This window comes from Streptomyces sp. NPDC058773 (assembly GCF_042746015.1).
Taxonomy (GTDB): domain Bacteria; phylum Actinomycetota; class Actinomycetes; order Streptomycetales; family Streptomycetaceae; genus Streptomyces.
Window position 1 is genome coordinate 176,631 of sequence record NZ_JBHYPE010000003.1, and the last position, 26,537, is coordinate 203,167.

General features: G+C 68.8%; 26 protein-coding genes. 12 read left to right on the forward strand and 14 right to left on the reverse strand.

Annotated elements, in window-relative coordinates; all coding sequences use genetic code 11:
* The first annotated feature begins 167 nt into the window (after positions 1-167).
* Genes ACFW5B_RS04165 through ACFW5B_RS04175 form a run of 3 tightly spaced genes read left to right on the forward strand, consistent with a single transcriptional unit; the run spans position 168 to position 3,224 of the window.
* On the forward strand, positions 168-1,325 hold the full coding sequence (locus ACFW5B_RS04165; RefSeq protein ID WP_386432901.1) for a ubiquitin-like domain-containing protein: 1,158 nt from the start codon (positions 168-170) through the stop codon (positions 1,323-1,325).
* 22 nt (positions 1,326-1,347) lie between these two features.
* Entirely contained in the window at positions 1,348-2,298 is a 951-nt protein-coding gene (gene rsmA / locus ACFW5B_RS04170; protein ID WP_386432904.1) for a 16S rRNA (adenine(1518)-N(6)/adenine(1519)-N(6))-dimethyltransferase RsmA, read from the forward strand.
* Positions 2,295-3,224 carry a 4-(cytidine 5'-diphospho)-2-C-methyl-D-erythritol kinase gene (locus ACFW5B_RS04175; RefSeq protein WP_386432907.1) on the forward strand — a complete coding sequence of 310 codons (930 nt, stop codon included), beginning with the start codon at positions 2,295-2,297 and terminating at the stop codon, positions 3,222-3,224. The genes rsmA and ACFW5B_RS04175 overlap by 4 nt, the downstream gene beginning before the upstream one ends.
* Before the next feature lie 18 nt (positions 3,225-3,242).
* Here ACFW5B_RS04175 and ACFW5B_RS04180 read toward each other — a convergent pair whose 3' ends face one another.
* The 4 genes from ACFW5B_RS04180 to ACFW5B_RS04195 all read right to left on the reverse strand — a co-directional run bounded on the left by ACFW5B_RS04180 (position 3,243) and on the right by ACFW5B_RS04195 (position 5,722).
* Positions 3,243-4,064: an aminoglycoside phosphotransferase gene (locus ACFW5B_RS04180; RefSeq protein WP_386432910.1), complete on the reverse strand. Its 822-nt coding sequence runs from the start codon at positions 4,062-4,064 to the stop codon at positions 3,243-3,245.
* A gap of 88 nt (positions 4,065-4,152) precedes the next feature.
* Positions 4,153-4,290, reverse strand: coding sequence for a hypothetical protein (locus ACFW5B_RS04185; protein WP_386432913.1), 138 nt, complete (start codon positions 4,288-4,290; stop codon positions 4,153-4,155).
* Entirely contained in the window at positions 4,287-5,405 is a 1,119-nt protein-coding gene (locus ACFW5B_RS04190; RefSeq protein ID WP_386432916.1) for a radical SAM protein, read from the reverse strand. The genes ACFW5B_RS04185 and ACFW5B_RS04190 overlap by 4 nt, the downstream gene beginning before the upstream one ends.
* Positions 5,393-5,722: a hypothetical protein gene (locus tag ACFW5B_RS04195; RefSeq protein WP_386433254.1), complete on the reverse strand. Its 330-nt coding sequence runs from the start codon at positions 5,720-5,722 to the stop codon at positions 5,393-5,395. The genes ACFW5B_RS04190 and ACFW5B_RS04195 overlap by 13 nt, the downstream gene beginning before the upstream one ends.
* Positions 5,723-6,130: 408 nt before the next feature.
* Between ACFW5B_RS04195 and ACFW5B_RS04200 the strand changes: the two genes are divergently transcribed.
* The 4 genes from ACFW5B_RS04200 to ACFW5B_RS04215 all read left to right on the forward strand — a co-directional run bounded on the left by ACFW5B_RS04200 (position 6,131) and on the right by ACFW5B_RS04215 (position 8,540).
* A complete protein-coding gene (locus tag ACFW5B_RS04200; RefSeq protein ID WP_386432919.1) occupies positions 6,131-7,384 on the forward strand; it encodes a helix-turn-helix transcriptional regulator in 1,254 nt (417 codons plus the stop codon).
* 14 nt (positions 7,385-7,398) lie between these two features.
* Positions 7,399-7,764, forward strand: coding sequence for a hypothetical protein (locus ACFW5B_RS04205; protein ID WP_386432922.1), 366 nt, complete (start codon positions 7,399-7,401; stop codon positions 7,762-7,764).
* A gap of 47 nt (positions 7,765-7,811) precedes the next feature.
* Positions 7,812-8,003 (forward strand): hypothetical protein, encoded by a 192-nt coding sequence (locus ACFW5B_RS04210; RefSeq protein ID WP_386432925.1) that lies wholly within the window; start codon positions 7,812-7,814, stop codon positions 8,001-8,003.
* A 102-nt stretch (positions 8,004-8,105) separates the two neighbouring features.
* Positions 8,106-8,540: a hypothetical protein gene (locus tag ACFW5B_RS04215; RefSeq protein ID WP_386432928.1), complete on the forward strand. Its 435-nt coding sequence runs from the start codon at positions 8,106-8,108 to the stop codon at positions 8,538-8,540.
* 9 nt (positions 8,541-8,549) lie between these two features.
* Here the strand turns inward: ACFW5B_RS04215 and ACFW5B_RS04220 are convergent, their stop codons facing one another.
* Together ACFW5B_RS04220 and ACFW5B_RS04225 are read right to left on the reverse strand one after the other, a co-directional pair.
* Positions 8,550-9,311, reverse strand: coding sequence for an alpha/beta hydrolase (locus ACFW5B_RS04220; RefSeq protein ID WP_386432931.1), 762 nt, complete (start codon positions 9,309-9,311; stop codon positions 8,550-8,552).
* Between the two features lie 44 nt (positions 9,312-9,355).
* Complete coding sequence (locus tag ACFW5B_RS04225) at positions 9,356-9,724, reverse strand: hypothetical protein (protein WP_386432933.1); 369 nt, start codon at positions 9,722-9,724, stop codon at positions 9,356-9,358.
* Between the two features lie 174 nt (positions 9,725-9,898).
* Between ACFW5B_RS04225 and ACFW5B_RS04230 the strand changes: the two genes are divergently transcribed.
* Positions 9,899-11,701 carry an ABC-F family ATP-binding cassette domain-containing protein gene (locus tag ACFW5B_RS04230; protein ID WP_386432936.1) on the forward strand — a complete coding sequence of 601 codons (1,803 nt, stop codon included), beginning with the start codon at positions 9,899-9,901 and terminating at the stop codon, positions 11,699-11,701.
* 118 nt (positions 11,702-11,819) lie between these two features.
* Here ACFW5B_RS04230 and ACFW5B_RS04235 read toward each other — a convergent pair whose 3' ends face one another.
* The 6 genes from ACFW5B_RS04235 to ACFW5B_RS04260 form a co-directional block, all read right to left on the reverse strand.
* Positions 11,820-12,671, reverse strand: a complete 852-nt coding sequence (locus ACFW5B_RS04235; protein WP_386432939.1) for a hypothetical protein — start codon at positions 12,669-12,671, stop codon at positions 11,820-11,822.
* Positions 12,672-12,987: 316 nt separating this feature from the next.
* A complete protein-coding gene (locus ACFW5B_RS04240) occupies positions 12,988-13,485 on the reverse strand; it encodes an Imm50 family immunity protein (protein ID WP_386432942.1) in 498 nt (165 codons plus the stop codon).
* Positions 13,382-13,870, reverse strand: a complete 489-nt coding sequence (locus ACFW5B_RS04245) for an Imm50 family immunity protein (protein ID WP_386432945.1) — start codon at positions 13,868-13,870, stop codon at positions 13,382-13,384. Before ACFW5B_RS04245 ends, ACFW5B_RS04240 begins: the two co-directional genes overlap by 104 nt.
* Positions 13,863-18,617: a putative T7SS-secreted protein gene (locus ACFW5B_RS04250; protein WP_386432948.1), complete on the reverse strand. Its 4,755-nt coding sequence runs from the start codon at positions 18,615-18,617 to the stop codon at positions 13,863-13,865. Before ACFW5B_RS04250 ends, ACFW5B_RS04245 begins: the two co-directional genes overlap by 8 nt.
* Positions 18,618-18,683: 66 nt before the next feature.
* Positions 18,684-19,319: a hypothetical protein gene (locus ACFW5B_RS04255; protein WP_386432950.1), complete on the reverse strand. Its 636-nt coding sequence runs from the start codon at positions 19,317-19,319 to the stop codon at positions 18,684-18,686.
* Complete coding sequence (locus ACFW5B_RS04260) at positions 19,316-19,747, reverse strand: SseB family protein (protein ID WP_386432953.1); 432 nt, start codon at positions 19,745-19,747, stop codon at positions 19,316-19,318. Before ACFW5B_RS04260 ends, ACFW5B_RS04255 begins: the two co-directional genes overlap by 4 nt.
* Positions 19,748-20,225: 478 nt before the next feature.
* On the opposite strand from ACFW5B_RS04260, the gene ACFW5B_RS04265 reads away from it, so the two are divergent.
* The gene (locus ACFW5B_RS04265; RefSeq protein ID WP_386432956.1) at positions 20,226-20,945 is read left to right on the forward strand and encodes a response regulator transcription factor; all 720 of its coding nucleotides are present in this window, start codon (positions 20,226-20,228) and stop codon (positions 20,943-20,945) included.
* Positions 20,946-20,953: 8 nt separating this feature from the next.
* Here ACFW5B_RS04265 and ACFW5B_RS04270 read toward each other — a convergent pair whose 3' ends face one another.
* Entirely contained in the window at positions 20,954-21,262 is a 309-nt protein-coding gene (locus ACFW5B_RS04270) for a hypothetical protein (protein WP_386432959.1), read from the reverse strand.
* A gap of 30 nt (positions 21,263-21,292) precedes the next feature.
* Positions 21,293-22,963, reverse strand: a complete 1,671-nt coding sequence (locus tag ACFW5B_RS04275; protein WP_386432962.1) for a sodium:solute symporter family protein — start codon at positions 22,961-22,963, stop codon at positions 21,293-21,295.
* 245 nt (positions 22,964-23,208) lie between these two features.
* Here ACFW5B_RS04275 and galT point away from each other — a divergent pair, with 245 nt between their 5' ends.
* From galT to galK, 3 genes are read left to right on the forward strand one after another with little or no spacing between them, the layout of a single operon-like run.
* Positions 23,209-24,306 (forward strand): galactose-1-phosphate uridylyltransferase, encoded by a 1,098-nt coding sequence (gene galT / locus ACFW5B_RS04280; protein WP_386432964.1) that lies wholly within the window; start codon positions 23,209-23,211, stop codon positions 24,304-24,306.
* Positions 24,303-25,277, forward strand: a complete 975-nt coding sequence (gene galE / locus ACFW5B_RS04285) for a UDP-glucose 4-epimerase GalE (RefSeq protein WP_386432967.1) — start codon at positions 24,303-24,305, stop codon at positions 25,275-25,277. Before galT ends, galE begins: the two co-directional genes overlap by 4 nt.
* On the forward strand, positions 25,277-26,473 hold the full coding sequence (gene galK / locus ACFW5B_RS04290; protein WP_386432970.1) for a galactokinase: 1,197 nt from the start codon (positions 25,277-25,279) through the stop codon (positions 26,471-26,473). The genes galE and galK overlap by 1 nt, the downstream gene beginning before the upstream one ends.
* The last annotated feature ends 64 nt before the right edge of the window (positions 26,474-26,537 follow it).

The window sequence follows — 26,537 nt, forward strand, 5'->3', positions numbered from 1 at the left end:
GCCGTACGCCGCCCCAAAGGTCCCCGCAAATCACCGGAAATCGCCGGAAAACCCTTCCCTGCCCCCTCCATTCCGATCACTTTCCGTATCGGGTCAACTTTGGAGAGTCACCTCCTCCTCCGCTACATTCCGGCCGTCAACCGCATCCGTGGCATGTGGAGCGCGCCGTGAGTCCTTCGCAGAGCAGCAACCACCGCGCCGCGCGCGGCCGTCGCAGACGCCGTGCCGAACGCCCCGACGCGCTGCGCGGGCTGTTGCCCCGGGCCCTGGTGGTGGCCTTCCTCGCCGGCGGCACCACCGCCTTCATCGCGCACGACAAGGCGGTCCGGCTCACCGTCGACGGCACCCCGCGCACCCTGCACACCTTCGCCTCGGACGTCGACGACCTGCTGGCCGACCAGCGGCTCGACATCGGCGCCCACGACATCGTCGCGCCCGCCCCCGGCACCGCCCTCAGCAGCGGCGACGAGGTCGTCGTCCGGCACGGCCGCCCCGTCGTGCTGACCATCGACGGACAGCGCCGCACGGTGTGGACCACCGCCGACACCGTCGCCGGCGCCCTCCACCAGATCGGCGTACGGGCCGACGGCGCCTATCTGTCGGCCTCCCGCTCCCGGCGCATCGCGCAGCGCGGCATGGAGCTGGCGGTCCGTACCGAACGCTCCGTGGTGATCGTCGCCGACGGCCGCGAACACCGGCTCCGCACCAACGCGGCCACCGTCCGCGAGGCGCTCGCCGACGCCGGGCTCACGCTGCGCGGCCAGGACACCACCTCGGTGCCGCCGGACAGCTTCCCGCACGACGGCCAGACCCTCTCGGTGCTGCGGATCACCGGCTCCAAGGAGGTCCGCGACCGGCGCATCCCGTTCCGTACGATCCACCGGGCCGACTCCCGGCTGGCCCGCGGCGCCGTCGTGGTCGTCCAGCAGGGCCGCCCCGGCGTGCGGCGGATCACCTACCGGATGCGCAGCGTCAACGGCGTCAAGCAGAAACCGAAGCGGCTGCACAGCGAGGTGGTGCGCACCCCGCGCCCGCAGATCGTGCACCTCGGCATCCGCGAACTGCCCACCTCCGTGCGCGGCGCCGACCACCTCGCCTGGCACGCGCTGGCCCAGTGCGAGGCGGGCGGCCGGCCGAACGCCGTCGACTCCTCGGGCACCTACGGGGGGCTCTACCAGTTCGATGTGGCCACCTGGCGGGCCCTCGGCGGCCGCGGCCGCCCCCAGGACGCCTCGCCCCAGGAGCAGACCTTCCGGGCCAAGAAGCTCTACATCCGCAGGGGGGCGAGCCCGTGGCCGGTCTGCGGCCGTAAGCTTCACGGGTGAACGAGCACAACGAGGCTGTGGCATGAGCAAGAGCACCACCGACGATCCCGGTCCCCTGCTGGGCGCCGCCGACATCCGCGAGCTGGCCGCCGCGCTGGGCGTCCGCCCCACCAAGCAGCGCGGCCAGAACTTCGTCATCGACGCCAACACCGTCCGCCGGATCGTCCGCACCGCCGAGGTCCGGCCCGACGACGTCGTGGTCGAGATCGGCCCGGGGCTCGGCTCGCTGACCCTGGGGCTTCTGGAGGCCGCCGACCGGGTCACCGCCATCGAGATCGACGAGGTGCTGGCCGCGGCACTGCCGTCCACCGTCGACGCCAGGCTGCCCGGCCGCGCCGACCGCTTCGCGCTGGTGCACAGCGACGCCATGCACGTCACCGAGCTGCCCGGCCCCGCGCCCACCGCGCTGGTCGCCAACCTCCCCTACAACGTCGCCGTGCCGGTGCTGCTGCACATGCTCGCGACCTTCCCCACCATCGACCGCACCCTGGTCATGGTCCAGTCCGAGGTCGCCGACCGGCTCGCCGCCCGCCCCGGCAACAAGGTCTACGGCGTCCCGTCGGTCAAGGCCAACTGGTACGCCGAGGTCAAGCGCGCCGGCGCCATCGGCCGCAACGTCTTCTGGCCCGCCCCCAACGTCGACTCCGGCCTGGTCTCCCTGGTCCGCCGCACCGAGCCGATCGAGACGACCGCCTCCCGCGACGAGGTCTTCGCCGTCGTCGACGCCGCCTTCGCCCAGCGCCGCAAGACCCTGCGCGCCGCCCTGTCCGGCTGGGCCGGCTCGGCCGCCGCCGCGGAAGCCGCCCTGGTCGCCGCGGGCGTCTCACCGCAGGCCCGCGGCGAGGCACTGACCGTCGAGGAGTTCGCGAGGATCGCCGAGCACAAGGGGCCGGGCGGGGCGCCCGGTATCCGGCAGTCGGGGGGAGCACACGCCTCAAGGGGAGAGCAGACACCAGGGGGAGAGCAGGCATGACCGACACAACTGACACGACCGACGCGACCGCCACCCCGGTCACCGTCCGGGTACCGGCCAAGGTCAACGTCCAGCTGGCGGTGGGCGCCGCCCGCCCGGACGGCTTCCACGACCTGGCGAACGTCTTCCTCGCCGTCGGCCTCTACGACGAGGTCACCGCCACCCCCGCCGACACCCTCCGGATCACCGCCGAGGGCCACGACGTCGACCAGATCCCCCTGGACCGCACCAACCTGGCCGCCCGCGCCGCCGAACTCCTCGCGGCCCGCCACAACATCGAGCCACACGTCCACCTCCACATCCGCAAGGACATCCCCGTAGCGGGCGGCATGGCCGGCGGCAGCGCGGACGCCGCCGCCGCCCTCCTGGCCTGCGACACCCTGTGGTCCACGGGTGCCTCGCAGGACGAACTCCTCACCATCTGCGCCGAGTTGGGCAGCGATGTGCCCTTCAGCCTGGTGGGCGGGGCGGCGCTGGGCCGTGGCCGCGGCGAACTCCTGACCCCGCTGTCCGTCGGCGGCACCTTCCACTGGGTCTTCGCGGTTGCCGAGGGCGGCCTCTCCACCCCGGCCGTGTACGGCGAGTTCGACCGCCTGACGGCGGGAACGGACGTCCCGGAGCCGGAGGCGGCGCCGGAGCTGCTGGCCGCGCTGGAGTCCGGCGACGCCACCGCACTTGCCGCGGCCCTGGCCAATGACCTTCAGCCGGCGGCGCTGTCGCTGCGGCCTTCGCTGACCGAGACGTTGGAGGCGGGGACCGCGGCGGGTGCGCTGGCCGCCCTGGTCTCGGGGTCCGGGCCGACGACGGCCTTCCTGGTCAAGGATGCGGAGGCGGCCCGGGAGGTGGCTGCGGCGCTGATGGCGTCGGGGACTTGCCGGCAGGTGCGGGTTGCTGAGGGGCCGGCGGTGGGGGCGAGGGTGGTCTAGGGAGGGGCGGGCCCGAGTTCAGGCGGTCTCGCGGTGGTCGTGCCAAGTGGCCGCGGCAGCCGCCAGGCGCAGGTGCCACGGGTCGGGGTCGACGGTGCTGCTCTCGTCCCAGACGTTGCGGTTGGCAGCGGCGAAGGCGGTGAGGCCCGCGGCCGGTGCGGTGTGCCACGCGGGCATCCCCGCGGCCCAGCGTTCCGCCGAGGCGGGCGTGTGACCGGCGGCGATGAGCCAGATGACCCAGTAGCCGGCGTCGAGCCAGGAAGCTCCCCGGGTGGCCCAGGCCCAGTCCACGAGGCGGGCCCGGTCTCCTTGTGGGGCACGGTCGTTGACGAGCACGTTGGTGTTGTTCAGGTCGGTGTGCAGGAGGTGCTCCCCTGCAAAGAAGCGGAGGTCGTCGGGGTGGGTGGCGTAGCGCTCCAGACGCTGTTCAGCGAGGCGTAGTTCGATGTCCGGGCGGGGGGTTTCACCGAGGCGGCGCAAGAGGGCAGCGACTTCGGGGAGGTCGGGGGAGCCGGGGGAATAGTCGGCGTGGTGGCCGTCCAGGACTGCGAAGCCGAGGAGGTCCCACCCAGCGGTCTCTACGCGCCAGCGGAGCGCAGGAGCGATCCCGGTGAGAAAAGGGGCGATGGCTGCCTCCCGGCGCTGGGTCCAGGCGCGGGGGTGGTCGGTGCGCAGCCCCTTGATGTGCCAGGTCCCCTTGGCGGCGGTGACGAGGGCGGCGATCTCGCTGTTGAAGCCCTCGGTGGCCTCCACGATCGTGAGCAAGGGGCCGGTGTGCCGCTCGACGGCGGCGCGCGCCGCGGCGGGCAGCCGGTCGAGGCCGATGCGGGTGGTCGCCATGGGACCTCACTCTTCCACGGTGCGGGTGGTGCGGGAGCTTCGGACGGTGAACGCCACGAAGCCCCCGCGGTGGTGTACGGCTGGATGACTACCGGTAGGGGTTGTCGTCGTTGCAGCCGGGGACGGCGCCCTCGGTCAGCCTCTCCAGGTCCTCCAGGAGAACGACTCCCTCGGGCTCTTCCTGGGCCTGAGGCCGGGGCGTGATCTCCACCATGACAGTGGTCATTGCGCTTCCTCGCTTCCGTGCTGGCAGTAGGTGTTGAGTGGTGCCTTCGCCTCCTGGTATGCCTTGGCGAGCGGTCGGCAGACCCGGCAGGTGCCGGAGAGCTGACAGCCGCCGCAGCCACCGGTGCGAAGCATTTGGGCATCGGCGATGCCGGGCAGGCGGAGGAGCCCGTCCGTGCCCTCGGACATCAGGTCGATGGGGTTTTCGCGGCCGACCTTGCACATGGTCGCCAGGCCATGCGGGTCGACATGAAAGAAGGTGTGACCGGCAGGGCAGCCCTGGAAGACACTGCTCTTGTCCAGGAAACCGGGGGCCTGCGCGGCCAGGGGCTCGGGGGTGCCCGAATACGTCGGGGAGATCGTCCCGTACTCGGTACGGCCCGTCCCGTAGCGGTCGGCGAGAGCACGCATGGCGTCCAGCTCGTGCGCGTTGTGCCGGGTGACGATCAGGGCCAGTTCGAGTGCGATCCCGGCCTCAGACGCGGCGGCCAACCCCTTCTCGACCAGCCTGAACGCTCCCTTCTTCCGGGTGAGGGCGTCGAAGCTGTCCGGTGTCGCGCCGTAGAGGGAGACAGTCACCTTGTGCGGCGGCAGGTCCCGCAGCATCCCGATGAGCTCGGGGCGGTGCAGCCGGGAGCCGTTGGTGAGGATCTCGATCAGCATCCCGGACCGGAAGGCGAGCGCATACGCGTCCATGAAGTCGCGGTCGATCAACGGCTCGCCGCCGGTGAACTGCAACCACAGCACCCCGGCTTCGCGCAGCAGGCGCAGGAGTCGCGCTTTGCCGTCCCACGGAAGGCCCTCGAACTTCCGCTCCGCGAGGTAGCAGTGCTCGCAGTTGAAGTTGCAGCCCTTGTTGATCTCGTATGTGGCACGGCCGTAACCGAGCCGGGTCCGCGTCCGCACCAGGACGACATCCCGCGTGGGCACGCCCGCCAGATCCAGACCCCAGGCGGATCGGGCGCCTTCGAGGAGCCAGTCCGGCAAGGGGTCACCGCTCTCGGTGAGCGCGGTGAGCCGCTCGTACATCGCCCGGGGAATCTGCATCCCTGCCCGGTCGCCGGGGTGTGCGACGAGGAACGTGCCGTTGTACGGACTTGCGATCAGCTTGTGCACGGGTCCTCCACGAGGTGGGCCTCTTCCCAGGTGTGCTGTCCGGCGTGGCCGGCGAACAGGCAGCAGCCCTCCCTGCCCGGCCCCTGGGCGTCGGGCACTGGGCAGTCCGCCAGTACGGCCAGCTCCGTGCCGGCAGCGCCCCACCGGAACCACAGCGCGGTGCCGTACTCCAGGTCGTCGAGCAAGCCGTAGTGCTGACTGTCTTCGTGGGCGCACAACTGGCACTGAACGGTGCTGTCGACGCACTTCGAGGCCGACCTCTCCCGCGCTTTCCGCGCCAGGTCCAAGGGCAGTCGGCGCCAGTTCGCGCACCTCATCACGACACCACCTGAGTGGAGGCCCCGAAGAGTGCCTCGCGGCCGGTGCAGCGCGGGCACGTACACGGAGGGAAGCCGCCAGAGTTGTCGGGGAGCGCCCGAGGCCGGTCCTCCCGTACCTTCGTCACCGGGCTCCACGTCCGGCCGGAGTCATGGGAGACCCTGAGCGTCATGAGGACTCGCTGTCCGGCACCCGGGCTCTGAGTCCGCCTACCGTCGTCCGGCTCGTGTGCCGGAGTCTCGCCTCTCGTGGTCATGACCGAACTCCTCCGTGGATCCCTTGCGCTCGTCCGGGGCAACATCCAGAAAAGCGCTTGGAGTTGCGGTACTCCACGGCATCGATGCGGCAGTCTTGAGGCAGATCCGTGCACGGACTTCGGACAGGTCGCACTGCGGGAAGGGTCGGTCATGGGACTGGCGGAAAGGCGCAGGACCCTGGGCTACAGTCAGGAGAAAATGGCCCAGTTACTCGGTGTGGACCGCACGACGGTCGGACGCTGGGAGAGCGGCAGGATCGCTCCTCAACCACCCCAGCGACGAGCCTTGGCTACCGCCCTCGACATCAGCTTTCACGAGCTGGACGCCCTTCTGACGCCGTCACGAGCGGCAAGCGAGAAGAGGCCGGGGCAGCAGCCCAGTGACCCCTCGAACGCGGGAGACCCCGACGAAATGATCCGCCGTGAATTCCTCCGCATACTCACCGTCAGCGGGGCGCTGGCCCCTCTCCCGCACGCGGAGGCGGAAGCCCTCACCGCAGGCGTCCGCCGGGGAACTCCCGCTGACTTCGCCCGTATGAACAGCCACCTGTGGCAGGTCTACCAACTGGCGCGCTCCAAGGGATCCGTCTACCCCGTTGTCCGTGATCAGCTGGCGACGCTCAACGAGGCCCTGGCGAACAGGCGCGGCAACACCCGCCCGCTCCTGAGCGCAGCGGCAGACCTCTTTCAGCTGGCCGGTGAGGTGGCATTCGACGCGAACCGGTATGCCGACGCCGCTGCCTCGTACGCGCTCGCGGCATCGATCAGCAAGGACGCCGGAGCGTACGACCTGTGGGCCTGCGCACTCGTACGGCACGCCTACGTCGACCTGTCGGAGCACCGTTATCGTGAGGCGGCGCAGCTGCTCGGCGCGGCCGAGGCGTTGGCCGGGCGTGGGGACAAGGGGCTCTCGACCCGCTGTTGGGTCGCCTCGGTGCAAGCCGAGGCATACGCCGGCCTCGGCGACCTGGACGCGTGTGAGCGCGCGTTGGGGCGTGCCGAGGAGGTCCGGGAGCTCACCCCGGAGAGCGCCAACGGCGGGTGGCTCAGGTTCGACGGATCCCGGCTCGCGGAGGAGCGTGGTGCGCGGTACGTGCGACTGGGGCGCCTGGACCTGGCGGAGGGAACGCTGCGAGAGGCTTTGCAGCACGCACCCTTGGCATCCGGACAGTCGCTGCGTCGAAGAGGTGCGGTGCTGACGGACCTGGCGGCCATCGGAGTGCAGCGGCGCGATCCTGAGCAGGCGGTCACGTATGGAAGGGAAGCCGTCGAGCTGGCTCGTGCCTCATCCTCCGGATACATCGCCCGTAGACTCCGAGACCTGTGCGACGAGTTCGGCCCCCTGAGCCGCGATCACCGCGTGGCTGAGCTGGGGGCGGAGGTCGCCGCGCTGAGGACGCCGTGACGAGAGGGGATGACATGTCGCAGACCGAGGGTGCACGACTGTTCCGGGAAGCCTGGATTGCGGGAGTGCGTCAGCACTTCCCTGGGGAGCCCAAGGCCGGTTACGTCACTCCGTGGGCCGACACCCCGGAGTGGGAGCGCGCGGCCGCCGGGTCGGTCCACGCGCAGGTGCGCCAGTTCATCGAGGTCAGCGACGGGAAGACGGCCAGGCTGTCCCGGGAACAGAAGGGCCGCTTCGTCGCTATCTGCTGGACGGCCCAGATGTTCAAGCAGTTCGACGACCCGAAGCCGGGCTATGTCGCGGACTGGCCCGACCTTCCGGCCTGGCAGCAGGAGACCGACGCCGACGTCTTCGAGGCCATCGAGAAGTCGCTGAGCTGAGCGACCTCACGGCCTGGTTGCCAAAGGCTCCGCCGCGGCGCCGCCTCATGCGCGTCCGGCGGCTCCCGCCCGAACTGCTCCCGCTGTGCCGTCAGGACGGCCTCCGTCTCGTCCGGCCGTACGTCCGCCCGCCGGAGGAGCCGCGGCACCCCGGAGACCAGGCGGCCCGGCGCCGGGAGTTGGAGGAGGCCGTACGGAGGCTCAACACCTGGTCGTCCGGCGGGGGCGGCCGCCGCTGACCTCCGGGCCCCGGGCCGGAGCCGCACGGATTCCGTTCCGCCTGCCTTGTCCCGTCTCTCGTCCTGTCTTGCCTCATCGGATGGCCACGTACCCTCGGTTCCGTGCTCCGCCATCCGAAGAAGCCGCGCCGACTGGTCGCCGACGGGCGGTCGTACCTGTGGACGCTCCGCCACAGCCACTGCGTGCCGGACAGCGGCCGCTCCGCAGATTGCTGCCAGACCCTCACGCTGTACCCGCAGCCGGCCGGCACCGGCGGCCCGCTGCGCATCGTCTTCGCCGAGGGCCCTGGCCGGTACGTCCCGGGCGGGGCTCCCCTGGGCTCCGGAGACGTGGGGTACGTCCGGGGTGCCTCCCTGAACCTGCATGAACCAGGTGCCGTCCGGGCCCTGCTCGACGCGGCGTCGGCCCGCGGCTGGCAGCCGGGGGAACGGCAGGAAGTGGAGATCGACGGCTGGCCCCTGCTGGACGCGGTAGCTGTCGCACGAGCCGGGGACGCCGATCCCGCCGAGGCTCACAACGCCGCGATCGAGCCTTAACGAGACCGGTCACATTCGGCTGGGACCGGCCGCCGCAGCCCTCGCCAGCGCCTCGGCGGTGAGCTGCCCCGCCCGTAGCGCGTGCCCGGCGGTCGTCGGGACGCAGCGGTCCGCCGCCGGGTCGTACGCAGTCATGATCACGCCCGCGTGGTCCGTGTCCGGCTCCTGGAGGGTCACCGTCCGGCCCGCGGCCCGGAGCGTCCCGGCGAGGCCGCGGGAGTACCGCGCATCCACAACGGTGTCGTGGGCGCCGTGCACCAGGTGGACCGCTACGCCCGGTTCCCGGCCCGCGGTGAGATCGTCCAGTGGCGGGGTGCCGGTGGTGCGCGCCGGCAGGTCGTAGCGGCCCGCCACACCCACCAGTGCCCTCGGCCGCCAGTCCGCCGCGCTCTCGGGCCGCAGCGCGACGCCGAGCGCGGCCCCGGCCCCCGCCGACCACCCGGCCAGCACGCACGACGCCTCGTTGCCGCCCAGCCCGCCCGCCTCTTTGCGGAGGAAGGCGACGGACTCCAGCAGATGCGCCCGGCCGCCGTCGGGGGCGTCCGAGCGCCAGTCCGGTACGAGCACCAGCGCACCGAGCGCCGCCGACGCCCGCGCCAGCGGTTCCAGCACGTCCCGCTCGTCGGGGCCGATGCCGTGCCACAGCAGCACGGTGGGCGCCGGGCCGGACACCCCGGCCGGACGGTAGACGTCCAACTGTTTCCCGCTCGGGCCGTAGACCAGCCCGCGTACCGTCTCCACTGCCGTGCCCATGTCCAAGTCCGGTGCCATGGCGGCACGTTACAGCGACACGTCACAGCTGCGAGCGGGGTGCCTCAGCCGCCCGCGAGGCCCAGTGCCACCACCCAGGACACCACCAGCAGAAACGGCGCCGCCAGGAGGCAGCCCCAGCCCGCCGCGCTCCTGTTGGCCATGCCCACCACCGCCAGGAGGGCGGCCACGAAGGCGGCGCCGACCGGCAGGCCGCCGACGATCTGCTGGACGCTCGCGGAGCAGATCGCGCGCGCGTCCCCCTCGTTACAGTTGTCGCTCGCCATCACCAGCAGGGGCGCGAACAGCCCGGTCACCCCGGCGAACGCCAGCACCAGCAGGCCGATGACGACACGGCCCACGGTGGAGCCTGTGTCCGACGATGCCGTCTCGCGCACGGGAAGAGCATCCGGAGCAGCCTGGTCATTGATCATGCGGCCCACGCTAGGAGCGCCCGCCGGCCCTGCCATCAGTACGGATACTCATCCCCCGGTACTCATCTCCCCGCACTTATCCACAGGTATTGATCTCCCGGCGGCCCGCCTCCCCACGCCGACTAGGCTGGACAGGTCGATCGATGTGAAGTGCATGTGAAGTGCAGGAGTGAGATGGCCGTCAACCTCGTCAATCTGGAAGCCGTCGGCAAGGTCTACGGGACCCGTGCCCTGCTCGACGGTGTCTCGCTCGGCGTCAACGAGGGGGACCGGATCGGCGTCGTCGGGCGCAACGGCGACGGCAAGACCACCCTGATCCGGATCCTCGCCAAGCTGGAGGACGCGGACGACGGCCGGGTCACCCACAGCGGCGGTCTGCGCCTCGGCGTCCTCACCCAGCACGACTCCCTCGACCCGGCCGCCACCATCCGGCACGAGGTCATCGGCGACCTCGCCGACCACGAGTGGGCCGGCAACGCCAAGATCCGCGACGTGCTCACCGGCCTCTTCGGCGATCTGCACCTGCCGGGCTTCACCCACGGCCTGGACACCGTCATCGGCCCGCTCTCCGGCGGTGAGCGCCGCCGGATCGCGCTGGCCAAGCTGCTGATCGCCGAGCAGGACCTGATCGTCCTCGACGAGCCCACCAACCACCTCGACGTCGAGGGCATCTCCTGGCTGGCCCGCCACCTCCGGGCCCGCCGCTCGGCGCTGGTCGTCGTTACCCACGACCGCTGGTTCCTCGACCAGGTGTGTACCCGGATGTGGGACGTCCAGCGCGGCGACGTCCACGAGTACGAGGGCGGCTACAGCGACTACGTCTTCGCGCGGGCCGAGCGGGAGCGGATCGCCGCCACCGAAGAGGCCAAGCGGCAGAACCTGATGCGCAAGGAGCTGGCGTGGCTGCGGCGCGGCGCCCCGGCCCGTACGAGCAAGCCCCGCTTCCGCATCGAGGCGGCCAACGAGCTGATCGCCGACGTCCCGCCGCCCCGCGACAACGCCGAGCTGATGAAGTTCGCCAGCTCCCGCCTCGGCAAGACCGTCTTCGAGCTGGAGAACGTCAGCGTCCAGGCCGGGCCGAAGGTCCTGCTCAAGCACCTGACCTGGCAGCTGGGCCCCGGCGACCGGATCGGCCTGGTAGGCGTCAACGGCGCGGGCAAGACCTCGCTGCTGCGGGCACTGGCCGAAGCGGCCCGGACCCAGGGCGAGGCCCAGCCGGCGGCCGGCCGCGTCGTGGTCGGAAAGACCGTCAAGCTCGCCTACCTCTCCCAGGAGGTCGGCGAACTCCCCCCGACGCTGCGGGTGCTGGAGGCCGTCCAGCAGGTGCGCGAGCGCGTCGATCTGGGCAAGGGCCGCGAGATGACCGCCGGCCAGCTCTGCGAGAAGTTCGGCTTCACCAAGGAGAAGCAGTGGACGCCCGTCGGCGACCTCTCCGGCGGTGAGCGCCGCCGCCTGCAGATCCTCCGCCTCCTGATGGACGAGCCCAACGTCCTCTTCCTCGACGAGCCCACCAACGACCTCGACATCGAGACCCTGACCCAGCTGGAGGACCTCCTCGACGGCTGGCCCGGTTCCCTCATCGTCATCAGCCACGACCGCTACTTCATCGAGCGCACCACCGACCGCGTCCACGCCCTCCTCGGCGACGCCACACTGCGGATGCTGCCCCGCGGCCTCGACGAATATCTGGAACGCCGACAGCAGGTCATCGACGCTGCCACCCCGGCCCCCGCGCAGCAGACCGCGGCGGCCCCCAAGAAGGCCGCGGCCGTCAACCGCGCCGCCCAGAAGGAACTCCAGAAGATCGAACGCCAACTGGACAAGATCGGCACCAAGGAAGCCACCCTCCACACCCAGATCGCCGAGAACGCGACGGACTTCGAGAAGGTCGCGGGTCTGGATGCCCAGCTCCGTGAACTGAGCGCGGAGAAGGATGAGTTGGAGATGCGGTGGCTGGAGTTGGCGGAGGAGGCGTAGGGGGCGGGGTCGACCGGGACCCTCGTACTGCGACGCCGGTCAACGCGGGACAACGGCCTCCAGGCCACGTGGTGACCGGCGGTACTTCAGAGCGGGCCGGCATCCGGAATCTGGAATCTCACCCCACCGGCTTCCTGACCTCACTCCGAATCTTGTCCGTCTTGTCGGCGAAGGCCTGTAGGTCGATGGAGCGCGGGTCTTTTGCCAGCTCCGCCGAGTCGGATTCCGCGACATTCCCGCTCGTAGTGGAATCGGCCCAGACGCAGAACGTCAGCGTGACCTTCTTGCCCATCTCCGTCCGTACGTCCACACCGCAGGTGACTGATTCTCCGCCCCTGCTGGGCGTGAACTTTTTGTCGGCCACCGCGACTTCCGTGTCGCTGTCGTCCTTCATGCCCTCGATGCTGTGATCGATAGCTGTCTGGGGGTCGTCGATAACGCCGTAGATCCCCACCATCACCAGCATCTTGGTCCCGGACGAGTACTGGCCGCCCGACGTCGTGACGTTGTGCTCATTGGCCCCGCCCTCACCCACCGTTTCCGTGGCCTGCTGGGATATGTCCTTGGCGAGCTTGTACTCCCCGTCCGCCAGCGTCTGCGGCACCGTGATCCGGTACCGCGGCCCACTGTCGGACCCGCCCGACGAACTCCCGCCACCACGGAACACCCCGGTCGACGCCACCGTCCCGATCACCAGGACACCGGCTATGGCGCCGAGAATGCCGAAGGCCTTCGCGGCCTTCCGCTTCGGCGGTAGGGGCGGCATCCCGGGCCCGCCCCCGTACCCGAACTGGGGCGCCTGCTGCGGCATCCCGTAGGGGCCAGGCTGCTGGCCGTACGGTGTGGGGCCGGCGGGAGTACCACCCACCGGATACCCAACTGGCGGCGGCCCCTGCTGCGGCACGCCTTGCGGCACCCCGTAACCGGGCATCGGCCCGTAACCATCTGGGAGTTGTGGCGGAGTGGACATGCACTTCTCTCTTTTCTCTTCTCCAAGGCGCGGCCGGAAGCCCGGGAAGGACTTCTTGATCACGCCAGTCACACCTTGATTTCTGCCCCTCTGACGGCACGCTACGATGTCCGGCGCCTGGTGGGCATCCTGAGCCGTTACGTCAAGCAGGAGTTGAGGCCTATGCTCATGCTGCTGAGGGCCGAATAAAATGCAGTACATGAGCCAACATGCGGTCACTGATGCGGGCTTATATGCGGTTGTGCATGAATCTGCGGCTAGGGCAGAGAAGGTGTTGGGGCGAGCTACCCTAGTGGTATCGAAGAATCCCTATCGCTTACTCCATGGCCTTGCGTTTGGCTTGCGAGTGAATGATGGACGTGCTATCCGCAGTGAATTTCATGAACTCCTCGTGGCCCGTGATTGAGGTATAAATAAATCCGTCCGATTGGCGTTTGGATACCTTGATGATCTTATCGGCCTGGGTTTGCCATCCATCGAATTCGAGATCTTTAACGCCGAAGAAAGACAAGTGGAATGCGACGACGTTGCAGCCCTCTGGATACTCACCTTCGCGAGGTAGGTTGAAGGGCTCTTCGGCCTCAAGGCTCATCGTGAGACTCTGGCTGCGTTCATCCATGTGGAGGTAGATCAGATTGCATGAGCTCAACTCGGGGCCGAATTCATAGAACCTCTCAATTCCTCCCGAGTCGTCCAGGAGGTCTCTCCAGTTAGATGCTGTCATAAAACGCCCCCTGGTGCAGGCTTGGAATTGAGTCGAAGAGCTTGGCGTCGATCTTCCGAGCGTAGAAATGCCTTCCGGAATCGGACCCATCGCTGGAAGCTTTAAACGCGCCGACGTGCCCGACCAGCGTAAAGGGGAGGCAGTTGAATGCGATAGACGTTCCGGGGCCTTCAATCTCGACGCTAGCCGTTCTGTCGCCGATCGAGAATGCGATGTCAGCCGTGACCGGCAGGGTCAAACTTGTCAATCTAAAATTGCTCACATTGACGAATTCGACCTGGCATTGAACTGTATCGCAGTGGAATTCATTCCACTCGGCGGGAACGCTTTCTGGATATGTTGGCAGGTCGAAGCGCAATTTGACCATCGGGCCGAGTCTACTCAAGTGAACTGATCGAATCTTGACGGTGTCAAGATTCGGCACACTGCCGTATAGGCTGATGAGCTCCTGCGGGTTCTCTATCGATTCAGCCAAGACTTGGGTTGTAATAATAGTGCTCCTCGCATCCTGGCACCTGTCCGTTCCTTTCCTCGCCATACGGCCGCACGTGGACATGTGCCGGTTGGTGTCCGGGTGTTCCGGGTTCTTGATGGCCAAACCAGTGATCCTGGTAGACAATGATTTCGCCATCGGCTCGCTCGAACCACTCCTGACGGTAAAATATTGGCCTACCATTTTCGTCGAGCAACATCCCCCCACCCTGATATTCTGGCTTGGTTGCCTTTATGTAATCATTGCTGTCAAATGGTACCGCATCGTCAGGTATTCCCGCGTCCCGAAGGGCATTGCTCCTGGCCTCTGCACGGCTAACCTTGCAGTCAAAAAGACCGAGTGGGTCTATCTGGGCGTGAGGATTGAGTACATAGGTGATCGGATTTGGCTTCGGCGCTAGCCTGAGGGGATCCGGGGACAGGTAACGGCCAACAGTGGGGTCGTAGTAACGATGGAAGTTGTAGTGTAGTTGAGTTTCCGGGTCGAAATATTGACCGGAAAACCGGAGGGGTGTGTAGGCTGTGTCGGCGCGACTCCATGTCGTTCCGCCCCAGAATGCACCTCGAGCTTGCCATGCGATCGTGCCGTCCATTGACGAGAGATTCGTCGGCGTGCCTGCCAGATCTGTGGCTATCGCGAAGAACCGTTGGTCAATAATGCATTGAGGTGATTGGGGGATATCTTGAGCTGAGTATTTACGCTCAAGCTGAGTTAGGGGGATCAAACCCTTGTGGTCCCAGGTAAGGGTGATGGATTTTGGCGCCCCCGCCACCTGCGTAGTCTGTTCGGTTAGAGTGGAACCTTCCCAGGTGAATTCTACTTGCTCAGTGACTGTTTGGCCGTCCATAGCGAGGCGTTTTTTGGCTATGCGGCGGCCGAATGGGTCGTAGGCGTAGCGCCAGGTAGCGCCGTCCGGGGCGATGGTGGTGGTGAGACGGCTCTCGGTGTTCCAGGCATAGTGCCAGGCGTCGGGTTTGCGGGAGAGGCGAGCTTTCTGGCGGAGGGTTACTCGGCCAAGGGCGTCGTGTTCATAGCGGATGCGGCCAGCGCGAGTGATATTGGTGCCGGCGTAGGTGCGCTCACCCCGGGCTGAGGCGTTGGCATGGCGGTCCGGCCAAGTGGCGTGGGTTTGGTTGCCGGCTTCGTCGTAGGCGTAGGTCTCGGTCCAGTCGGTGGCGTGGACGGCGGTGACGCGTCCGGCGCGGTCGAGGTCGAAGGTGCGGCGGCCGGTGTGGGAGTCGTCGATCGCGGTGAGGTTGCCGTCGGGGCGGTAGGTGTAGCCGCGGTGGAGGACTCGGCGTGCTTCGGCGGCGGGGTTCTGTGGGCGGTCCGCGCCGGTGAGGGGCTGGAGGGTGTCGGTGGCAGCTGTGGTGAGTGACTGGCTGGTGAGGCGGCCGGTGGGGTCCCAGGTGTGAGCGAGCTGGAGGTGGTCACCGATGGTGCGGGTGAGTTCTTGGCCGGCGGCGTCGTGGTCGAAGGTGAGGACATGGCCGGCGATGTCCATGGCGGTGCGGTTGCCGGCGGCGTCGTAGGTGTAGGTGGTGGTGTGGCCGGTGGGCGTGGTGCGGGAGGTGCGGCGGCCCAGAGCGTCGTAGGTGAACGTCATGGTGCGGCCGTTGACGGTCTCGGCGGTGACGCGGCCGAGGAGGTCGCGGGTGTAGGTGACGGTGGCGTCGGGGTTGGCTGCCTGCCGAAGGCTGCCGCCCGCGTCGTGCTCGTAGGTGGTGATCAGGCCAGCGGCGTTCTTCTCCGTGATGCGGCCGAGGGCGTCGCGGCTGTAGGTGGTGATCTCGCCGAGGGTGTTGGTGCGGGCGGCCAGTTGGCCTGCGGCGTCGTGGGTGTAGGCCAGGATCCGGTCGTCGAAGTCCGTCTCGGAGATGAGGCGTCCTGCGCCGTCGTAGGCGTAGTTCCAGGTCAGGCCCTGGGGGTTGGTGACCTGGGTGAGGCGGAGTTCGGTGTCGTGGGTGAACTCGTGGCGGGCGCCGTCCGGGTCGGTGCGGGCTGTCAGCAGGTCGAAGTGGGTGTATTCGAAGCGGGTGGTCTGGCCGATGGCGTCGGTGTGGGTGAGACGGTTGCCTTCGCCGTCGTAGGTCCACTCCTCGGTGGCGCCGGTGGCCTCTATGCGGGCAGCCGGCTTCCCTTCAACCGTCCACACCATGTGGGTGGTTTCGCCGAGCGGGTCGGTAACGGATGTGGTGCGGCCGAAGGCGTCGCGGCGGTAGTGGGTCACCGCGCCGAGGGGGTCGGTAACCGAGATCGGCAGGCCCGCCTTGTTGCAATAGAGGCGGGTGGTGTGGCCCAAGGCGTCGGTGACGGCGGCGATATGGCCGCGCTCGTCGTGGGTGTAGGTGGTGGTGGCCCCAGTGGGGTCGGTGGTGGCCGTCCGGTTGCCGTTGGCATCGTAGGCGTGGGTCCAAGTCGTGCCGTCCGGACCGGTGATGCTCAGAGGCAGGCCGAGGTCGTTGTAGGTAGTGGTGGATCGGCTTCCGTCGGGGGCGACGATGGTCACCGGGCGGCCCTCGTCGTCGTAGTCGATGTGGGTGGCGCGGCCCAGGGGGTCGGTCATCGACAGGATGCGGTGCTTGGCATCGCGGATGGTGCGGGTGGTGGCGCCGGTGGGGTCGGTCTCCGCGACGACCTGGTGGCGTTCGTTGACCTCGTAGCGGGTGACCTGGCCTTGGGAGTTATGGAAAGTGTTGGTACGCAGGCCCGTTGCGGGATCCGGGTCGCCCCAGGTGAACTGGGCGCGGAGGTGGCCTGCTATGCCGCCCTGTGAGATGCAGCGGTCATCGTCGTCGTAGACGTAGGTGTAGCTGCTGTTGTTGGTATCCGTCCATGACGTGATCCGGCCGTGATCGTCGTAGGTGAAGCGGAGTGGGAGGCCGGAGGAATTGGTTGTGGTGATGAGGTTGCCGGCTTCGTCGTAGCCGTATGTCATCAGCAGTTGGTCGGAGCCGTCGGGGGCCGCGCCTGCAAGGTGGAGGGCCGTGATGCGGCCCTCTTCGGTGGTGAGCAGGAGGCGGTAACCGGCGCTGTGGGTGATGGCGGTAGGGGTGCCGTCTTCGGTGTAGTCGAAGGTGTGGTGGTTGCCGCGCCGGTCGGATATCTCGTCGAGGACGGCGAGGTCTTCGGTGTAGGTAGTGAAGTAGCGGCGGGTGCCAGTGACCGGGTCGGTGAGAACATAGTCGCCGTCCGGGGTGAGCTCCAGGTGGTGGCCGTCACCCTCGGCGGGGAGAGTGGGCACACCTACCGCCGGATGCGGGTAGAGGAGGAAGTTGCCCTCTTCACCGATGAGGATGACGCCCTCGGGATCGATCTCCAGGCGTTGGTCGACCGTACTCATCCACGTCGGCCCGAACCAGCGGCCGGTGCGGTAGGACGACTCGAAGGTTCGGGCGAAGGTGAGCGGGAGGCTGCCGGGGAGCGTGACGTCGGTCTGCGGCAGGATCATCCGGCCGGTGGCCATGTCGATGGGGTCGTTGCCGAAGATCTTGCACCAGGCGGTACGGGCCCGGTCCATGACGGTGCGCTTCCCGCCGTCCTTGACGGCTGTCCGCGCGGCCCCCTTGGCCGCGTCCTTTGCCCCCGCCTTCATCACGCCCTTGCCGACGGCGCCGACGCCCTTGGCGCCGATGAGGTTGCCAATGACGCCGCCAAGCGCATCCCCGGGGTCGCTGCCCCAGCCCTCGCCGAGCATCCCCTTGGCCAAACGCCCGGGGTGGGCGGCGGTACTGGCGAGGCCGAGTGTGATCTTGGAGACGTTGGCCATGTACTGATGGGGGTGGGCGAGGTTGTACGGTTCCGCCGGGTTCACCGTGCGGGCCAGATTGACCGTTTCGACAAGGGCCTTGCCCACACCGCCGACGACGTGCATCAGGTTCATGCCGCCGGCTGCGATGCCGTCAGCGGTGTCGAGAGCCATCTCAGTGGTGAACTTCGGTGCCTGCGGGGCGTGATCCAAGGCGCCTTTGAGGGCGCGCTGTGCTTTCTCCGCGGCCTCGTTGCGCTGGCTGCGGGCGTTCTTGAGGATTTCTTGCGCCGCCTCGCGATCCTGTTCAGAGGGGTCGTGGAAGTCACCGGGTTTGTCGGGCTTGGGGCCCGGGTCGGAACCTTCGTCCAGTGCGGAGTTGTACGCGTCGGCTTTGGCGTTGTACGAGTCGACCGCGTGGCTGTGCGCTGTGAACGCCTTCATGGTCTTCTTCTCGGCCGCTCGCCATGCGTCGATGGCCGCCTGAGCCTTCTTCTGAGCCCAGGAGACCGTGTCCGCGTAGGAGTCGAGGGCCTTCCACGCCGACTCGCAGGCATCCGCGGTGCGCATCCACTGCTTGGGGTGTACGTCGAACTTCTCGTGGAAGCTGTCGGCGGCTTTTCCCTTCCAGGACCCGGCGTCGAGCTTGCGGATTCCCTGGCCGACGCGCTCGAAGGCAGCGTAGAAGTCCTTCAGATGGGCGGCGGATTCATTGATCTTCGCGACGTCCCCATGGATCAGCTCCTTGGGGTCGTCGCTCTCGCCCAGCTGCCGCTCGTCGACCTGCGCGCCCAGCGCATCAGCGACATCGTCACCGGCCGAGCGGACGGCCTTGGCCGCGCCGTCCGCACCGACGTAGGCGAGTCCGTCGGCGGTCAAGTCCGAGGCGGAGTCGACGGCCTCGCCAGCCGCCTCCTTGATGCCGTCGACAGCGTTGCCAGCCTTTTCGGCTGCGGAATTGATGAAGTCGCCGAGGCCCATCAGTTCCTAACCCCCCAGTGGTGCTCTGCAGCAGTGGTTGTGCGGTGGTGAAGGTGTGACGGTTCCTCAGGATCCGCCGTGGTCGCGCGCCTGCGCCTGCGCCTGTTCCTGCGCTTGGTTTTCTTGGACGATTTTCAGCGGGCGCAGGGCCCAGTTGTGGCCCGCGTCGCCCGCCCACTTGGACGTCGAGAAGTCCTCGCCTGTCTGCTGCGCCGCCTGGTCGACTTCCTCAAAGGCCTTGCGGGATCTGGCAGAGGAGGGGTCCCAGTCCGCGTCGTCGAACTGGGTGATGGCGTTGTCGTCGCGGACTTGCTTCCACGTCCGGTGTTTGAGCTGTTCCTCTGTCATCGTCGGGTCCCCCATCAGCAGCGCGTTCGCCCCGACCTTCAACGTCGTCGAAACGTACTGCTCCTGCTCGTGATAAAGCCCGGCCGACAAATCAAGACGGCGCGCGAATTCGTTGGCCTCATGGATGAGCAGGCGAACGCCCCAGCCCCAGCGTTCGCAGAACGAATCCAAGACGGAACTCATGCCGGCGTGCCCGCTCTCCATGCCGGAGAGGGCCAATTTGTCAAATCCCTGACCGAGTTGGGCGTTGATGTCAAAGCCCAGTTCCTTCAGCTCTGCAATGGCCTCATGGATGCCCTTGGTAACCTGCTTCAAGGCATTCGGGTCGAGCTCGTAGCCTTCGGCGGATGTCATGCCGCACCTCCGGCCACGGGTGCTCCGGGCCCGCTTGCGGTTGAGTCGGGCTCGATGAGGTCGATCGCCACGGAGTCCGGCACGATGCCGCTGACCGGCGGAAACACCATGCCCTGCTCACTTCCCGCGTCCAGCGCCACGCCCGCCGGTCCCTCGATGGCGGGGATGACGACGTCCAAGAGACGCGCGCCGACCGCGCGGGCATAGGGCAGTTCGGTATCGGGAGCGGCGCCGCGGGACATCGCGAAGCGAGCCAGTTCCTGTTCGTCGGAGAAGGCGTATATCCAGCGGATACCGGACAACTCGGCCGACATGAGGGAGTCGTTGACAAGCGGTATCAATACCGGCGTCCGACGGAACTCACCCACCAGCGCGGCCGGATTCGGATCCCCTGCGTGTGCTGCCGCTACTTCGTCGGCCAGTGACATGACGGCCGGCTCCCTCCCCGGTTTCAGCTCAACTGTCGAACCTACTTTCGCATACGACTCTGACAATGCGAGCAATGACGCTCCGCCGGAAAACCGGCCACCGGTTTCTTTTGAATTCAACCAGCCTGGAGTGGGATGGAGTTCGAAGAGCAGCGATGGCGGGTGAGGCGCTCGGTGTGGCGAAGGAGGCTGCTTGCCACGGGCAGTGCCTCGGGGCAGGCCGCTCTCAACTCCGCGGAGGGCGGCGGGATACGCCGTTACGCCGTCCGCGGTCCGTGCGTCGGCAGGGTCCGGTCCATGAGAGCCCTGCCCCCGCCCCCACCACTCCAACCAGCCCACATTGGCCGGGATTCCAGCATTCCGAGGGGCTTCTTCCCGGTAGGGGGCGCGGTATCGCAGCCGAACGTGTAGCTTCCCGGGGACGAGTGGCCCGGCCGGGGGCTGCGCCGGGGCCCGCCGGAGCGGGGGAGGTTGCTCGATGGGCGTGCGGCTCATGGTGGTCGACGATCATCGTCTGCTCGCGGAGGCGCTCGCCTCGGCGCTGAAACTGCGCGGGCACCGGGTGCTGGCGGCGGCCGCGCCGAGTGCGGGGGCCGCGGAGCTGGTGGTGAGCCGGGCGCCCGAGGTGTGTCTGCTGGGCACCGCGGCGCCGGCCCGGCCGGGGGCCTTTGACCCCGTCGTACGGATCAAGAAGGAGCGGCCGCAGGTCGCGGTGGTGGTGTTGGGGCCGGTGCCCAGTCCGCGGGGAATTGCGGCCGCTTTTGCTGCCGGGGCTTCCGGTTACGTCCGTAACGACGAGCGGATCGAGGGCGTGGAGCGCGCCATGATGAAGGCGCGGGCGGGGGAGTCGGCGGTCTCGCCGCAGTTGTTGCAGCAGGCCTTCGAGGAGCTGCTGCACCCCGCGGCGCAGCCGGACGACGAGGGGGCGCGGCTGCTGGAGCTGCTCACCCCGCGCGAGGTCGAGGTGCTGATGCGGGTGGCGGACGGTGAGGACACCCGGCTGATCGCGGCGGGGATGGACATCGCGCCGAGCACCGCGCGGACGCATGTCCAGCGGGTGCTGATGAAGCTGGAGGTGGGCTCCCGGCTGGAGGCCGCCGCGCTCGCGGCGCGTACGGGGCTGCTGGACCGGGCGGGCGGGCAGACCGCGCGCGCCACGGCGGCGGGACCGGACGCACCGGTGCCGCCGCCGGGGTGACGACGCGTTCAGTCCTTCGCAGGTCCACCCTCCGCCTCGGCCTCCCCTTCCCCCGCCTCCGGCGCAACCGCCGGCCGCAGCATCTGCCAGATCAGGAAGAACAGGCCGAGGGCGAGCATGCCCAGGCCCGTCCAGAGGTTGATGTTGATGTTCTGGGCCTTCTTCAGGTCCGCGTCGTTCGCCATCAGGCCGGCGATGGTGACGATCACGCCGTAGACGGTGAACAGGCCGCCGATGATGCGTCGTACGTCAAAGAGCCGCGCGGCGGTCGCCGACTCGCGTTCCAGTTCCTCGACCTCGTGCTGGTAGTCACTCATGGGTGCGTCAACTCCGCTGGTTCAGGCAGGTCAGAGGGAGAACGGGAGGTAGCAGAGGGCGGCGAGGACGACGGCGCCCCAGCCCAGTAGCGCGGGCCTGCGGTACCAGGCGTCGTCGCCCTCGGCCGGCAGCTCCGCCATGCCGGGGGACCTCGTGCCGTAGACCAGACCGGCCAGCGACTCGGCGGACTTGGGCTCGGTGAAGAGGGTGACCACGACCATCACCAGTGCGCCGACGACGAAGGCGACGATGGAGGAGACGAAGTTGGCGCCCTGGTCGGAGGGGATCGCGATGATGCCCTGCTTGTAGAGCCAGAAGTAGTTGACCATCGCGGCCGCGGTGCCGGAGAGCAGACCCCAGAAACCGGCCGCGGCGCTGGTCCGCTTCCAGAACATGCCGATGACGAAGACGACGAACAGCGGGACGTTGAAGAAGGAGAAGAGGGTCTGGAGGTAGTTCATGATGTTGCTGAAGCCGGCGGCGATGAACGCCGTGCCCATGCCGGTCAGCACGCCGACCGCGGTCACCACCCGGCCCGTCTTCAGGTAGTAGGCGTCCTCCCGGCCCTTCTTCAGGTAGGCCGCCCATATGTCGTTGGTGAAGACGGTGTTGAAGGAGGAGACGTTGGCGGCCATACCGGCCATGAAGGCGGCCAGGAGGCCGGTCACCGCGATGCCCAGGACGCCGTTGGGGAGCAGGTCGCGCATCAGCACCGGGATCGCGTCGTTGTACTGGAGCCCGTCCTTGGACTTGCCCAGGGTCGGTTCCATGACCAGGGCGATCAGGCCGGGGACGACCACGGCCAGCGGGATGAAGATCTTGGGGAAGGCGGCGATCAGCGGGGTGCGCTTGGCGGCGGAGAGGTTCTTCGCGGACAGCGCGCGCTGCACCTCGGCGAAGTTGGTGGTCCAGTAGCCGAAACTCATCACGAAGCCGAGGCCGAGCACGATGGTCAGCCAGTTCGCGCCGAGCGGGTTGGCCTCGCCGATGCCGGTGCCCTTCCAGGCGGTGAGGAAGGCGTCCCCGTGTGAAGAGGAGAGCGAGTCGGTCAGGCCGTCCCAGCCGCCGACGCGCTTGAGGCCCACCACGGTCAGCGGGATCAGCGCGGCCAGGATGACGAAGAACTGGAGCACCTCGTTGTAGATCGCCGAGGACAGCCCGCCGATGGTGATGTACGCGAGGACGAAGAAGCCTGCGACGACGATGGCGACCCACTGCGGCCAGCCGAGCAGCGCCTGGAGCACGATCGCCATGGCGTAGAGGTTGACGCCCGCGATCAGGACCGACGAGACGGCGAAGATCACCGACGACAGCAGGTGGGAGGACGGGCCGAAGCGGTGCAGCAGGAACTCCGGCACCGAGCGGACCTTCGAGCCGTAGTAGAACGGCATCATCACCAGGCCGAGGAAGACCATCGCCGGGATGGCGCCGATCCAGTACCAGTGGACGGTGTAGGCCCCGTACTGCGCGCCGTTGGCGGCCATCCCGAGGATCTCGGTGGCGCCGAGGTTGGCGGCGACGAACGCGAGACCGGTGACCCAGGCGGGCAGTGACCGCCCGGAGAGGAAGAAGTCCAGGCTCGTCTTCACGCTGCGTTTGGCCGCGAACCCGATGCCGAGGACGACGATGAAGTAGAGGGCCAGGATCGTGTAATCGAGCCCGTTGGTGGGGAGCCGTAGCCCCTCGGCCAAGGTGATCATGGTGGGAACTCGCTTCTCTGCGCGATCGGAGTGCACAGAAAGCTACGCCCGGGCCTTCAGAAACTGAATACTTTTGTTTGGTTGAGTTGTTGATTCGTGATTGAGCTTGTCGATATGTCGCGAATGTCTCGGGGAATCCGTGAGAGGTCCGGTGCTGCGCTCGACATTGACGCCACTGTTTAGTTGTGCTTCATTGTGTTTGTTTGTGTTTGGTCGGCGCGGTTCGGCGCAGGTGAGGAGCTCCGTTGAAGAAGACGACGACCCGGCTGGCGGACGGCCGGGAGCTCATCTACTACGACCGGCGCGACGACGCGGTCCGCGGCGAGCGCGACCCCCGCCCCCTCGACCCCGTCGCCACCGCCGCCGAGATCCGCCACGACCGGCTCCTCGGCGACTCCGTCGCCATCGCCTCGCACCGCCAGGCCCGCACCTACCACCCGCCGGCCGACGAGTGCCCGCTGTGCCCCTCCCGCGACGGCCGGCACTCCGAGATCCCCGCCCCCGACTACGACGTCGCCGTCTTCGAGAACCGCTTCCCGTCCCTCGCCGGTGACCACGGCCGCTGCGAGGTCGTCTGCTTCACCCCCGACCACGACGCCTCCTTCGCCGACCTCACCGAGGAGCAGGCCGCCCTGGTCCTGGAGGCCTGGACCGACCGCACCGCGGAACTCTCCCAACTCCCGGGCGTGGAACAGGTCTTCTGCTTCGAGAACCGCGGCGCGGAGATCGGCGTCACCCTCGGCCACCCGCACGGCCAGATCTACGCGTACCCCTTCGTCACCCCGCGCACCGCGCGCATGCTCACCTCGGTGGCCGCCCACCGCGCGGCCACCGGACGCAACCTCTTCGACGACACCGTCGCCGACGAGCTGGCCGACGGCCGCCGGATCGTCCTGGAGGGCGAGCACTGGGTGGCCTTCGTCCCGTACGCCGCCCACTGGCCCTACGAGGTGCACCTCTACCCCCGGCGCCGGGTCCCCGACCTGCTCGCCCTCGACGACGCCGCGCGCACAGAATTCCCACAGATCTATCTGGAAGTCTTGCGGCGCTTCGACCGGATCTTCGCCGGGCGGGGCGGTGGGAGCGAGGCCGCGCCGGGCGGCGGGGACGGGGCGGCCGCGGCGGCCGCCTCCCGTACGCCGTACATCGCCGCCTGGCACCAGGCGCCGCTGCGCGCCGGTGACCGTGAGGAATTCGCCCTCCACCTTGAGCTTTTCACCATCCGACGTACTTCCGGCAAGCTGAAGTTTCTCGCGGGTTCCGAATCCGGCATGAACGTGTTCATCAATGACGTGCCGCCGGAGGCCGCGGCCGACCGACTGCGAGAGGTAGCGAGCGAGTGAGCAAGAAGTACCTGGTCACCGGTGGTGCGGGATACGTCGGCAGCGTCGTCGCGGCACATCTGCTGCAGGCCGGCCACGAGGTGACCGTGCTGGACGACCTGTCCACCGGCCACCGCGAGGGCATCCCCGCCGGCGCCCACTTCATCGAGGGCCGCATCCAGGACGCCGCGAAGTGGCTCGACCCCTCCTACGACGCGGTGCTGCACTTCGCCGCGTTCTCCCAGGTGGGCGAGTCCGTCGTGAACCCCGAGAAGTACTGGCGCAACAACGTCGGCGGCACCATGGACCTGCTCGCCGCGATGCGCGACGCCGGCGTCCGTACTCTCGTCTTCTCCTCCACCGCCGCCACCTACGGCGAGCCGAAGTCCACCCCGATCACCGAGTCCGCCGAGACCGCGCCCACCAGCCCGTACGGTGCCAGCAAGCTCGCCGTCGACCACATGATCAGCGGGGAGGCCGCCGCCCACGGCCTGGCCGCCGTCTCGCTGCGCTACTTCAACGTCGCCGGCGCCTACGGCAGCTGCGGCGAGCGCCACGACCCCGAGTCGCACCTGATCCCGCTCGTCCTCCAGGTCGCCCGGGGCAAGCGCGAGGCGATCTCCGTCTTCGGCGAGGACTACCCCACCCCCGACGGCACCTGCGTCCGCGACTACATCCACGTCGCCGACCTCGCCGAGGCCCACCTCCTCGCCCTCGACGCCGCCACCTCGGGCGAGCACTTGATCTGCAACCTCGGCAACGGCAACGGCTTCTCCGTCCGCGAGGTCATCGAGACCGTCCGCAAGGTGACCGGGCACCCCATCCCGGAGGTGGTCGCCCCGCGCCGCGGCGGTGACCCCGCCGTGCTGGTGGCCTCCGCGCAGACCGCGATCGACCGCCTCGGCTGGCGGCCCGCCCGCGCCGATCTGGCCGGCATCGTCGCCGACGCCTGGCAGTTCGCGCAGAATCTCGACCGGACGAAGGAGTCCTGATGACCGCACACGGAGCCGCCGCTCCGGCCACCGGGCGCGCGGACCGTGCCCAGGACACCGCCGGGCGGTTCGCCGCGGTGTACGGCGCCGCCCCCACGGGCACGTGGGCGGCGCCCGGCCGGGTCAACCTGATCGGTGAACACACCGACTACAACGACGGTTTCGTGATGCCGCTGGCCCTCCCGCACACCACCCTCGCCGCCGCCTCGCCCCGCGACGACGGGGTGCTGCGGCTGCACTCCGACCGCGCCGACGGCGGCACCGTCGAACTCCGCCTGGACGAGCTGCGGCCCACTCCCCAGGGCGGCTGGGCCGGGTACCCGGCGGGCGTCTTCTGGGCGATGCGGGAGGCCGGCCTGCCCGTCGGCGGCGCGGACCTGCACTACGACAGCACGGTGCCCACCGGCGCCGGACTCTCCTCCTCCGCCGCCCTGGAGGTCGTCACCGCGCTCGCCCTCAACGACCTGTACGCGCTCGGCCAGGAGCCGCAGCGGCTGGCACAGCTCGCCCAGCGGGCCGAGAACGCCTTCGTCGGGGTGCCCTGCGGAATCATGGACCAGACCGCCGCGGCCTGCTGCACCGACGGCCACGCCCTGTTCCTGGACACCCGCGACCTCACCCGGCGCCAGGTCCCCTTCGACCTGGCGGGGGAGGGGCTGCGGCTGCTCGTCGTCGACACCCGCGTCAAGCACGAACTGGGCGACGGCGCATACGCGGAGCGGCGCGCCGGCTGTGAGCGTGGCGCGCGGGCGCTCGGGGTGCGGGCCCTGCGCGACGTGTCCCACGCGCATCTGCCGGAGGCGCTGGAACGGCTGGCCGGCGACCCCGTCGTGCAGGCCCTCGTCCGGCACATCGTCACCGAGAACCACCGCGTCGAAGAGGTCATCGCCCACCTCGACGCCGGCCGCACCCGCGCCATCGGCCCGCTGCTGACCGCCGGCCACGCCTCGCTCCGCGACGACTTCCGGATCTCCTGCCGCGAGCTCGATCTCGCCGTCGACACCGCGCTGTCGGCGGGCGCCGTCGGGGCCCGGATGACCGGCGGAGGCTTCGGCGGCTCGGCGATCGTGCTCGTCGAGGAGGCGGACGCGGCCGCCGTCGGCGCGGCCGTCACCGAGGCGTTCGCGGCGGCCGGCCACGCCGCCCCACGGATCTTCGAGGCCGTCGCCAGCGCGGGGGCGCACCGCGTCGCATAGGGCGCGCCGGACGGCGCGAAGCCACCGGACCGGCGCCGGAAAGCCCCGCCGGGGAAGCAGTTTC

Excerpts from the sequence above, each read along its gene's own strand:
- ACFW5B_RS04180 (WP_386432910.1), bottom strand. The coding sequence starts at position 4,064 with ATGGCGACCACCCGCATCGGCCTCGACCGGCTGCCCGCCGCGGCGCGC.
- galK (WP_386432970.1), top strand. The coding sequence starts at position 25,277 with ATGACCGCACACGGAGCCGCCGCTCCGGCCACCGGGCGCGCGGACCGT.
- ACFW5B_RS04250 (WP_386432948.1), bottom strand. The coding sequence starts at position 18,617 with ATGGGCCTCGGCGACTTCATCAATTCCGCAGCCGAAAAGGCTGGCAAC.
- ACFW5B_RS04210 (WP_386432925.1), top strand. The coding sequence starts at position 7,812 with ATGCGCGTCCGGCGGCTCCCGCCCGAACTGCTCCCGCTGTGCCGTCAG.
- ACFW5B_RS04270 (WP_386432959.1), bottom strand. The coding sequence starts at position 21,262 with ATGAGTGACTACCAGCACGAGGTCGAGGAACTGGAACGCGAGTCGGCG.
- ACFW5B_RS04230 (WP_386432936.1), top strand. The coding sequence starts at position 9,899 with ATGGCCGTCAACCTCGTCAATCTGGAAGCCGTCGGCAAGGTCTACGGG.
- ACFW5B_RS04175 (WP_386432907.1), top strand. The coding sequence starts at position 2,295 with ATGACCGACACAACTGACACGACCGACGCGACCGCCACCCCGGTCACC.
- ACFW5B_RS04195 (WP_386433254.1), bottom strand. The coding sequence starts at position 5,722 with ATGAGGTGCGCGAACTGGCGCCGACTGCCCTTGGACCTGGCGCGGAAA.
- ACFW5B_RS04265 (WP_386432956.1), top strand. The coding sequence starts at position 20,226 with ATGGGCGTGCGGCTCATGGTGGTCGACGATCATCGTCTGCTCGCGGAG.
- ACFW5B_RS04200 (WP_386432919.1), top strand. The coding sequence starts at position 6,131 with ATGGGACTGGCGGAAAGGCGCAGGACCCTGGGCTACAGTCAGGAGAAA.
- ACFW5B_RS04185 (WP_386432913.1), bottom strand. The coding sequence starts at position 4,290 with ATGACCACTGTCATGGTGGAGATCACGCCCCGGCCTCAGGCCCAGGAA.
- ACFW5B_RS04260 (WP_386432953.1), bottom strand. The coding sequence starts at position 19,747 with ATGTCACTGGCCGACGAAGTAGCGGCAGCACACGCAGGGGATCCGAAT.
- ACFW5B_RS04220 (WP_386432931.1), bottom strand. The coding sequence starts at position 9,311 with ATGGCACCGGACTTGGACATGGGCACGGCAGTGGAGACGGTACGCGGG.
- ACFW5B_RS04235 (WP_386432939.1), bottom strand. The coding sequence starts at position 12,671 with ATGTCCACTCCGCCACAACTCCCAGATGGTTACGGGCCGATGCCCGGT.
- ACFW5B_RS04240 (WP_386432942.1), bottom strand. The coding sequence starts at position 13,485 with ATGGGTCCGATTCCGGAAGGCATTTCTACGCTCGGAAGATCGACGCCA.
- ACFW5B_RS04275 (WP_386432962.1), bottom strand. The coding sequence starts at position 22,963 with ATGATCACCTTGGCCGAGGGGCTACGGCTCCCCACCAACGGGCTCGAT.
- ACFW5B_RS04225 (WP_386432933.1), bottom strand. The coding sequence starts at position 9,724 with ATGATCAATGACCAGGCTGCTCCGGATGCTCTTCCCGTGCGCGAGACG.
- rsmA (WP_386432904.1), top strand. The coding sequence starts at position 1,348 with ATGAGCAAGAGCACCACCGACGATCCCGGTCCCCTGCTGGGCGCCGCC.
- ACFW5B_RS04205 (WP_386432922.1), top strand. The coding sequence starts at position 7,399 with ATGTCGCAGACCGAGGGTGCACGACTGTTCCGGGAAGCCTGGATTGCG.
- ACFW5B_RS04255 (WP_386432950.1), bottom strand. The coding sequence starts at position 19,319 with ATGACATCCGCCGAAGGCTACGAGCTCGACCCGAATGCCTTGAAGCAG.